Annotated in this window: 11 protein-coding genes; 6 read left to right on the top strand and 5 right to left on the bottom strand. The window is 71.2% G+C overall.

What is annotated here, in order from left to right; genetic code table 11:
• Positions 1 to 311 precede the first annotated feature (311 nt).
• Positions 312 to 3,146 (top strand): ricin-type beta-trefoil lectin domain protein, encoded by a 2,835-nt coding sequence (locus tag DKT68_RS11190; protein ID WP_109817343.1) that lies wholly within the window; start codon positions 312 to 314, stop codon positions 3,144 to 3,146.
• Between the two features lie 95 nt (positions 3,147 to 3,241).
• Here DKT68_RS11190 and DKT68_RS11185 read toward each other — a convergent pair whose 3' ends face one another.
• Complete coding sequence (locus DKT68_RS11185; RefSeq protein WP_109817342.1) at positions 3,242 to 3,628, bottom strand: DUF2267 domain-containing protein; 387 nt, start codon at positions 3,626 to 3,628, stop codon at positions 3,242 to 3,244.
• 172 nt (positions 3,629 to 3,800) lie between these two features.
• Here DKT68_RS11185 and DKT68_RS11180 point away from each other — a divergent pair, with 172 nt between their 5' ends.
• From DKT68_RS11180 to DKT68_RS11160, 5 genes are all read left to right on the top strand, one after another.
• Positions 3,801 to 4,607, top strand: coding sequence for an SAM-dependent methyltransferase (locus DKT68_RS11180; protein ID WP_109817341.1), 807 nt, complete (start codon positions 3,801 to 3,803; stop codon positions 4,605 to 4,607).
• Between the two features lie 189 nt (positions 4,608 to 4,796).
• A complete protein-coding gene (locus DKT68_RS11175; RefSeq protein ID WP_109817340.1) occupies positions 4,797 to 5,129 on the top strand; it encodes a nuclear transport factor 2 family protein in 333 nt (110 codons plus the stop codon).
• 278 nt (positions 5,130 to 5,407) lie between these two features.
• Positions 5,408 to 5,740 (top strand): STAS domain-containing protein, encoded by a 333-nt coding sequence (locus DKT68_RS11170; RefSeq protein WP_109817339.1) that lies wholly within the window; start codon positions 5,408 to 5,410, stop codon positions 5,738 to 5,740.
• Entirely contained in the window at positions 5,740 to 6,165 is a 426-nt protein-coding gene (locus DKT68_RS11165; RefSeq protein ID WP_109817338.1) for an ATP-binding protein, read from the top strand. The genes DKT68_RS11170 and DKT68_RS11165 overlap by 1 nt, the downstream gene beginning before the upstream one ends.
• Before the next feature lie 182 nt (positions 6,166 to 6,347).
• Positions 6,348 to 6,752 carry a nuclear transport factor 2 family protein gene (locus DKT68_RS11160; RefSeq protein ID WP_236646836.1) on the top strand — a complete coding sequence of 135 codons (405 nt, stop codon included), beginning with the start codon at positions 6,348 to 6,350 and terminating at the stop codon, positions 6,750 to 6,752.
• A gap of 19 nt (positions 6,753 to 6,771) precedes the next feature.
• Here DKT68_RS11160 and DKT68_RS11155 read toward each other — a convergent pair whose 3' ends face one another.
• The 4 genes from DKT68_RS11155 to DKT68_RS11140 are packed head-to-tail and all read right to left on the bottom strand — an operon-like array spanning position 6,772 to position 8,900.
• A complete protein-coding gene (locus tag DKT68_RS11155; RefSeq protein ID WP_109817337.1) occupies positions 6,772 to 7,308 on the bottom strand; it encodes an SUKH-4 family immunity protein in 537 nt (178 codons plus the stop codon).
• Positions 7,305 to 7,886 carry an SUKH-4 family immunity protein gene (locus DKT68_RS11150; protein WP_109817336.1) on the bottom strand — a complete coding sequence of 194 codons (582 nt, stop codon included), beginning with the start codon at positions 7,884 to 7,886 and terminating at the stop codon, positions 7,305 to 7,307. Before DKT68_RS11150 ends, DKT68_RS11155 begins: the two co-directional genes overlap by 4 nt.
• Entirely contained in the window at positions 7,883 to 8,413 is a 531-nt protein-coding gene (locus DKT68_RS11145) for an endonuclease (protein WP_109817335.1), read from the bottom strand. Before DKT68_RS11145 ends, DKT68_RS11150 begins: the two co-directional genes overlap by 4 nt.
• A complete protein-coding gene (locus tag DKT68_RS11140; RefSeq protein ID WP_109817334.1) occupies positions 8,406 to 8,900 on the bottom strand; it encodes a WXG100-like domain-containing protein in 495 nt (164 codons plus the stop codon). Before DKT68_RS11140 ends, DKT68_RS11145 begins: the two co-directional genes overlap by 8 nt.
• Positions 8,901 to 8,903: the final 3 nt, after the last annotated feature.

The raw sequence follows: 8,903 nt of genomic DNA, 5'->3' as shown, positions 1-8,903 counted from the left end.
GCCCCGACCCGCAAGCCCGGGAACCGCGCCGGCGGCGCCGCGCGGCGCGGACGACGGTAGGCCGCACCTCCCGCACCGGGCATTTCTCCGCGTACCATCTCGAACTTTCGCACGGACATCGGGAACTTTTGATGTATCGACGCGAAGGCATGGACACGCCAATCGAAACAACTTAATGTCTCGACCCATCAACCCGGTGTTTCCGAATCATCACTCGTCGGCGTCGAGGACGTTACGGACCCGGGCCGACGGCCGATCCCACCACTGTTCCGCGCCGGCCGTCGGACACTCCTCACCCCCTTGGAGGAACGATGGGCACACGGCTGCTGCGCCGATTCCGCAGTCCTGTCCTGGGTGCGCTCGCACTCGTCCTCGTCGCCGGCTTCTGGGCCGACCCGGCCGGCGCCGCCCCCGAGCAGGAACCGGGCGTCACGCTGCGCGTCTTCGACGTGCAAGTGCCGCTCTCCGAGATCTGCACGCTCAAGCCCGCGCAGACCCCGAACGTGGACAAGCTGATGTCCACGATCAACTGGACGTCGACCGCCGACTTCGGCTTCGACAACTACTTCGTCTCCCAGGTGCTCGGCAACATCACCACCACCCAGGCCGGCAGCTACACGTTCCGGCTGAGCAGCGACGACGGCTCCAAGCTGTCGATCGACAACACCGTGGTGATCAACCACGACGGCCTGCACGGCGCGACCCCACCCAAGGAGGGCACCGTCACCCTCACGGCGGGGCTGCACCCGCTGCGCATCGACCACTTCGAGCGTGACGGCGGGCAGCAGATCACGCTGGAGTGGAAGACCCCGGGCTCGTCGTCCTTCGTGATCGTGCCCAACTCGGCCCTGAGCACCGACGCCGGAGTGGTCCGGGTGACCGCACCGGGCCGCAAGGAGTGCGAGGGGGTCACCGACTCCCCCGGCGACGGCCTGCCACTGACCGGCGTGCACCCCGGCTACACGCTGACCAACCTGCGGCCCACCGGGTTCCAACCGAAGGTCACCGGGATGGACTGGCTGGCCGACGGCCGGCTCGTCATCTCCACCTGGGGCGGCAGCGACCAGTCCGGCACCTCGCAGGACGGCGAGGTCTGGATCATGGGCAACACCGGCGGCACGACCGGCCCGGGCAACGTGACCACCAAGAAGATCGCCGGCGGTCTCAAGGAGCCGATGGGGCTCAAGGTCGTCGACGGGGTCGTCTACGTCTCGGAGAAGCAGCGGCTGACCCGGCTGGTGGACACCACCGGCGACGAGGTGGCCGACCAGCTCCAGACGGTCGCCACCTGGCCGTACGGCGGGAACTTCCACGAGTTCGCGTTCGGCCTGCTCTACCAGGACGGGTTCTTCTACCTGAACCTGTCGGTCTCGATCAACTCGGGTGGCGCGACCACCAACCCGCAGCCGGCCGTGAACCGGGGCAGCACGCTCAAGGTCAACAAGGACACCGGCGCGGTCAGCTACGTCGCCGGCGGGCTGCGGACCCCGCACGGCATCGGCTGGGGCCCGGAGGGCGGCATCTTCGTCACCGACAACCAGGGCGGCTGGCTGCCCTCGTCGAAGCTGGTGCACATCAAGCAGGGCCGGTTCTTCAACCACTACACCAACCCGGCCGGTCCGTTCGACGCCAACCCGGTCACCCCGCCGGTGCTCTGGATGCCGCAGAACGAGATCGCCAACTCGCCCAGCACCCCGATGTACCTGACCAGTGGCCGGTACGCCGGCCAGTTCGTCATCGGTGACGTGACCTACGGCGGCCTGCAGAGAGCCAATGTGGAGAAGGTCAACGGCGAGTACCAGGGCGCCCTGTTCCGGCTCACCCAGGGCCTGGAGGCGGGCGTCTCCGAGGTCAACGTCGGCCCGGACGGCGCCATCTACGTCGGTGGGCTCGGCGCGGGCGGCAACTGGGGCCAGACCGGCAAGCTGTCGTACGGCCTGCAGAAGCTGACCCCGAACAGCACCAACGCCTTCGAGATGCTGGCCATGCGGGCCACCACCGCCGGGTTCGAGGTGGAGTACACCCAGCCGGTCTCCGCGGAGACGGCCGCGAACCTGGCCGCGCACTACAAGATCAAGCAATGGCGGTACCAGGCGACGTCGAGCTACGGCGGCCCGAAGATCGACGAGGAGACGCTGACCGTCACCTCGGCGACCCTGTCGGCGGACGGGAAGAAGGTCACCCTCGCGGTCAACGGGCGCAAGGCCGGCCACGTGGTGTACCTGCGCTCGCCGCGCCCGTTCACCTCGACCACGGGGCAGTCACTGTGGAGCACCGAGGCGTGGTACACGCTCAACGCCATCCCGGGCGTCACCCCGCCGCCGACCGGCGGAACCAACCTGGCGCTCAACAAGCCGGCGACCGCGGACAGCTCCTGCTCGGCGACCGAGGGCCCGGCCAAGGCCGTCAACGGCAGCGTTGCCGGCGGCAACGGCGACAAGTGGTGCTCGAAGGGCACCTCGAAGTACCTCCAGGTGGACCTGGGGGCCAGCCACGCGGTGAACCGGGTGGTGGTCAAGCACGCTGGCGCCGGCGGTGAGAACACCGCCTGGAACACGCGGGACTTCACGGTCGCCTCCAGCGCCGACGGCACCACCTGGACGACCCGGGCCACGGTGACCGGCAACACGGCGAGCACCACGACGCACGACGTGACCGCGCCGGGCACCCGCTACGTCCGGTTGGCCATCACCGCGCCGAGCAGCACCACCGATCCGGCCGCGCGCATCTACGAGCTGGAGGTGTACGCGAGCACCGGTGGCGGGTCCGGCAGCATCACCGGCGTCGGCGGCAAATGCCTGGACGTGGACAACGCGGGCACCGCCGACGGCACGAAGGTGCAGCTGTGGACCTGCAACGGGACCAACGCGCAGACGTGGAGCCGGGTCGGGGACACCTACCGGGCGCTGGGCAAGTGCCTGGACGTGGACAACGCTGGCACCGCCGACGGCACGAAGGTGCAGCTGTGGACCTGCAACGGCACCGGTTCGCAGGTGTGGCAGCCGCAGGCCGACGGGTCGATCCGCAACCCGCAGTCGGGCAAGGCGCTGGAGGCCGCCGGCGCCGGCACCGCCGACGGCACCCAGATCCAGATCGGCACGTACGCGGGCGGCGCCCACCAGAAGTGGGTGGTCACCGGCGGGTAGTCAGCTGACGCAGGACCCGGGGCGTGGTCCGGCCGGCAACCCGGTCGGGCCACGCCCCGGGCAGCGCGGCGGTGCTCAGCAGACCGACCGCCCCGTCAGGGGCCCTGCGGCAGCGGCTGGGCGAGCGCCTTCAGGTCCGCCGGGAGCTGGGACAGGGCGTCCTCGAACTCCCGGTGCCCCACCACCCGGTGCATCGTCTGGAGCACCGCGCGGGCGCCCCGCTCGGCGGTGGGTCGGTCCGTTCCCGCGCGGTCGGCCACCCGCCGCAGGAACTCGTCGTAGCCGAACGCCTCGGGCGCCTCGGCGACCTTGGTCATCAGCGGGCTCAACTCGGCGGCCAGGTGCGGGGCCAGAGCGTTCGCCTCGCCGCCGCTGAGCCGCTCGGTGAGGGTACGCAGAACCGCCTCGGTCAGCGGTCGCGCCTGCTCAGGCGTAACGCCCGCCCGTCCGGCCACCTTGTCCACGAACGTCAGCTCGGCCATGCCCCCGCCCTTCGTTCCGGAGACGCGTGGCTACCCGGGCCCACCGGGGGCAAACCCGGGACCGGTCACGCTGCGCCTCCTCGGCCCAGGTGTCCGGTTTGCGGGGCGGCAGGGCTGTGCGAGCATGACTGTCCTCTGTGTCTTCCCCATCCCCGAGCGGAAAAGGACGCCCATGGCAGAAACCGCCCCGCCACCGGCCACCGACCAGACCAGGATCGACACGAGCGTCCCGCACTCCGCCCGGATCTGGAACTACTGGTTGGGCGGCAAGGACAACTTCGAGGTCGACCGGCTGGCCGGCGAGCAGGTCCGCGAACTCTTCCCCGCGATGATCGAGACGGCACGGGAGTCGCGGGCGTTCCTGTCCCGCGCGGTGCGCTTCCTCGCCGGCGAGGCCGGGATCCGGCAGTTCCTCGACGTCGGCACCGGCCTGCCCACCGCCGACAACACCCACCAGGTCGCCCAGCGGGTCGCCCCGCGGAGCCGCGTCGTGTACGTCGACAACGACCCGATGGTGCTGGCCCACGCGCGGGCGCTGCTGGTCGGCAGCCCGGAGGGGCTGACCCGGTACGTCCACGCCGATCTGCGTGACCCGCGGGCGGTGCTCCGGCAGGCCACCGAACACCTCGATCTCGACCAGCCCGTCGCGGTCCTGCTGTTCGGCGTGCTGGGCCACGTCGGCGACGACGACGAGGCGGTCGCCATCGTCAACGCCCTGCTGGACGCGGTCCCGTCCGGCAGCTACCTCGCGCTTTCCGACGGCACCGACACCAGCGAGGGCGTCGTCGAGTCGCACCGGCAGTACAACGAGAGCGGCGCGCTGCCGTACCACCTGCGCAGCCCGGAGCGGATCGCCCGGTTCTTCGACGGCCTGGAGCTGGTCGAGCCCGGTTTGGTGCCGTTCACCCACTGGCGGCCCGAGCGGGACGGCCCGCCGGCCGACCTGGACGGCTACTGCGCCGTCGGTCGCAAGCCCTGACCGCCGCCGGGCCGTGCGTGGGACGGGCGGTCGGGTGGACCGCCCGTTCCAGCGGCCCGGTGGGACGCCTGACCCGTCGGCGACGGCGTTCTGCTGGTTGGTCCGCGCGGCGCCGACCCGTCTCGTTACGGTGAGGTCGGACGCAACCCCGCGGCCGCGCGACGGCGGCCCCTGCGGCAGGAGGAGCAGATGGCGGTCGACCTGCCCGAGGTGATCGACCGGTACTTCCGGGCCGTCGGCGACGGCGACCTGGAGGCCTTCGTGGCCTGCTTCGCGGACACGGCGAGCGTGGCCGTCGAGGACCGGGTGTACGAGGGTCGGGCCGCGATCCGCTCCTGGCGCGAGCGGGCGATGGCGGCCTACTCGTCCACCGCGGAGCCGGTGACGGTCACGCCGCAGGCCGGCGACTCGTACCTGGTCCTGACCCGGCTGTCGGGCGACTTTCCCGGCAGCCCGGTCGAGCTGCGGTACCGGTTCACGCTGCGCGACGAGCTGATCGGCGCCCTGGACGTCCGCCCGTAACGGCTGCCTGGTCCGCTGCCGGGAGGACGAGGCCTCGACCAGGCCCTCGCCGCGTCCGGGGCGCGGTGGCGCGAGCTGAGCGAGTCGATCGTCTTGAACCCGGCCGTGACCGTGCCCGGCCGCGCCCGCCCGGGATTCGGCCGCGGACGGGGGATGCCGGTCGGTTCGGGACGGCAGGCCCCGAGATCGTCGCCGAACGGAGGACACGACCAGCAGGTCGGCGGGTGACATGATGTGCCGACCAACGTTGTCATCACGAGGAAGGGTGCTGCTGCTCGATGGCGCACTTCGAGGCCCGGACGTCCACGGCGCCCGGCCGGATCGTGGTCGCGCTGGCCGGCGAGTGCGACCTGGCCTTTCGGGACGAGCTGACCACCGTGCTGTCCGAGGCGGTCCGCAGCGCGCCGGTGGTCGTGGTCGACGTGGGCGGGTTGCGCTTTCTCAACTCCACCGGCCTGCACAGCCTGGTGGCCGCCCACCAGGTCGCTCGCGCGGCCGGCCGACGGTTGTACGCCGTCAACGCCAGCGGGCCGGTCGCCGCCGTGCTGGAGCTGACCGGCGTCGGCGACCTGCTGCGTCCGCCCGCCCACGACCCGCGGCTGGCGGGCTGATGTCCGCCGACCCCCGGGAGACCCACACAGTGGCCGAGCAGCCCCCGTCCACCCACGTCACGGCCATCATGGGGTACCAGATGGCGACCGACCTGCGAGCGCTGCGCGCGTTCGTCTGCACTGCGGCTCTGGCCCGGGGCCTGCCGCACCACCGCGTGGAGCTGCTGACGCTGGCGGTCAGCGAGCTGGCCACCAACACGTTGCAGCACACCACCGGCGGCGGGCGGGTCCGGCTCTGGGCCGAGGCGGACCAGCTGTTCTGCGACGTCGTCGACCAGGGACCCATCCGGGCGCTCGGCCGGGCCATGCCGGCTGCCGACGCGGTACGGGGTCGAGGGCTGGCGATCGTCGAGCAGGTCTGCGACGAGGTCGCCGTGCTGGCCGGGCCCGAGGGCACCGTCGTACGGCTCCGGCTGGGCCTGTAGCCCGGGCTGGTCAGGGCAGCACGCGCACGGCCAGGGTGCAGGTGTCGTCGTCCGCCGCGTCGACGCGACGCGCCGCCCGGCACCCGGAGGCGGGACACGGACTCGCCGCCGCCGTCGATCCGCACCCGTTCGGGCGGTACGGCCTGCCACAATGCGGACAGCCCGGTGGACGGCGGCGCCGGGTGGACCCCGATCAGGAGGACGGCACCATGCCGGACAGCGAACGCGAGGCGGAACTGCTCGATGCCGAGCGCACCCTGCAGGCGGCGCAGCGGGCCGGAGACGTGGCGGCCCTCGACCAACTGCTCGTCGACCAGCTGATCGCCATCGGCCCGGAGGGCGGCAAGCACACCAAGCGCGAGGACCTGGCCGCGCACCGGGACCGGACCACGGTCGTCGAGGAGCTGGTCGAGGAGGAGCTGGACCTGCTCGTCTCCGGGTCGACCGGCGTGACGTTCTTCCTGGGCCGGGTCGCCGGGGTGTCCGACGGCGCCCCGTTCGCCGCCCGGCTGCGGTACACCCGGACGTGGATCCACGACGACGCCCACGGTTGGCGGGTCCTCGCCGCGCACATCAGCCCGGTCTGACGCGCCGCCGGCGATCAGCTCAGGTCGTGGACTCCAGCTCGTCGAACGCCAGGCTCCACCAGGACTCCGGCTCGGCGAACGCCGCCGGGTCGACCTCCCGCAGGCCGGCGCGGATCTGCGCGGCGCGGGCCGCTCGCTCCCGGCCGCCGGGGTCGGTGGCGATGAGCTGGCCCAGCCGGTACAGGAACTCGACGAACGCGGCGAGGCTGCTGTTGACGGTCTCCAGGTTGGGTGTCTGGAGGTCCAGCAGCAGCACGGCGCCGGTCGCCGCGTCCAGGCAGAACAGCAGCATCGGGTCCTCGGGCGAGCTGCCCAGCACGATGTACGCGCGCGGCCCCTCGTCACCCACCTCGACGCGCAGGGTGGAGAAGAGCTCCACATCGGGCGCCGACACGTCGACCGTGAACAGGATCGGCACCTCGACGGGCAGCGCCCCGTACGGCGGGAACACCTCCGGCCCCAACGGGCCGAGGATCGCCTCGAAGCGCTGGTCCGGGAAGTAGATGACGCCCCGCTCGCCCCAGAGCGCGACCAGCTCCTCGCGGGTGACGGTCACCGCCCGTCCCTCGCGTCAGCGTCACCGTCGGTCTCGTCGTCCTCGTCGTCGTCCTCGTCCTCGTCGTCCTCGTCGAGCAGGCCCTGCTGGTCGAGGAAGGCGAACCACTCGTCGTCTGCCGGGGTCAGGTCGGCGTAGCCCGGCCCGAGCAGGTAGTAGTGCACGAACGAATCCAGGTCGGGGGCCAGTTCCTCGAAGGCGTCCGACATGAACCACTCGGTGCCGGTGGGCGGGAAATACCAGATCGAGCCGGTGCCCCGGTCCATGAAGATCGGCTCGTCGCTGTGGGTGCCGATGACCAACCAGCCCGCGCGGTCCTCCGGGATGGCCGAGAAGTCCGGCGCGTAGTCCAGGTGGTACTGGATGCCGGCGAGGGACGACGTGGACGCCAGCTCGATCCGGCCGGCACGCAGCCCGTCGACTACCAGCAGGAGATCCCGCAGGTCGCCAGGGATGTCCGCCGGCACGGCGTCGATGGCCGCGCCCTCGCCGAACTGGGCGTACCCCAGGCTCGCCGGCTGGTCCTCGGTCAGGTCGGCGCGCAGCTCCTCGATGAGCTGGTGCAGCTCGGGGGTCAATCCACCACCTCTATTCGGATCGGGGTGCCGTCCGGCAAGGTCTGGATCTGCCCCCAGATCTGCGAACCGATGTCGGTGTTCGTTCTACCATGCAGCAGCTTGAGGTTGTCGACGGTGTCCGGTCCGCCGAGCTGGAGTTCCCAGACGTGGTCCGGGTGGTAGCTGCTGAGCCGCTCGCTGAGCCGATTGGCCAGATCCTTGTCGTGCGGCCAGTACTTGTCCCAGATCTTCTGCCGGATCCGATCCTTGTAGCCGTCGGTGAGGCTCTTGTCCCGCTCGACAGGGTTGGTGGCCTTGTAGAGCTTGCCATCGTCGCTGAGCTTCTTCAGCGCCGCCATCTTGCGCCGGAACTGCGAGGTCGCGTGGAAGTCTCTGCGCTGAACCTGGATCACCTTCGTCGGCAGGCTGTGATTCGGCCCGGTGACCCGGACGATCGGCTTCTCCAGCTTCTCGACCGCCTTGCGGACGATCTTGCCGGCTGCCGGCTTCGCGGCGGCGCCGCGCCCCTTCCGCGGCTTGCTAGGCATCGAGCAGCTGCCCTATCACCTGGTCGATCAGCAGGCCGACGATCTCCCGGGTGATCATCTGGAAGATCGGGATCTCGGCCAGCGAGGCCCCGAAGGTGGCCACCGCCGTCACGATCGCCTGCGCCACCTGGAACGCGAGGATGGCCAGTTGCACGATCATCTGGATCTTCAACGCCAGGACGATCACCGCACAGATGATCAGGCCGGCGCCGAGGATGACAGCCGCCTGGGCGGCGTCGCGCAGCACCAGCGGCCCGTGCTGCTCACCGGTCCACCAGCCCTGGAACGCCTGCACCGCCGGGCCGACGTTCTGCGACCACACCTGGGACGCGCCCGCGTCCGCCTCGCCGGCCGTGGCCCCGATCCGGCCGGCGAAGTCCATCCACGCCTGGCCCATCTCGAAGAGCTTCTCCTCGTCGCCCTCCGGCCAGGTGTAGCCGATCCAGCCCAGCGCGGTGACCAGCTCACCGGGTAGCTGCAGACCCATCCC

The organism is Micromonospora acroterricola, assembly GCF_003172955.1.
Classification (GTDB): Bacteria; Actinomycetota; Actinomycetes; order Mycobacteriales; family Micromonosporaceae; genus Micromonospora; species Micromonospora acroterricola.
The sequence above is the reverse complement of the archived record's forward strand: the minus strand, read 5'-3'. Positions and strand labels throughout refer to the sequence as shown.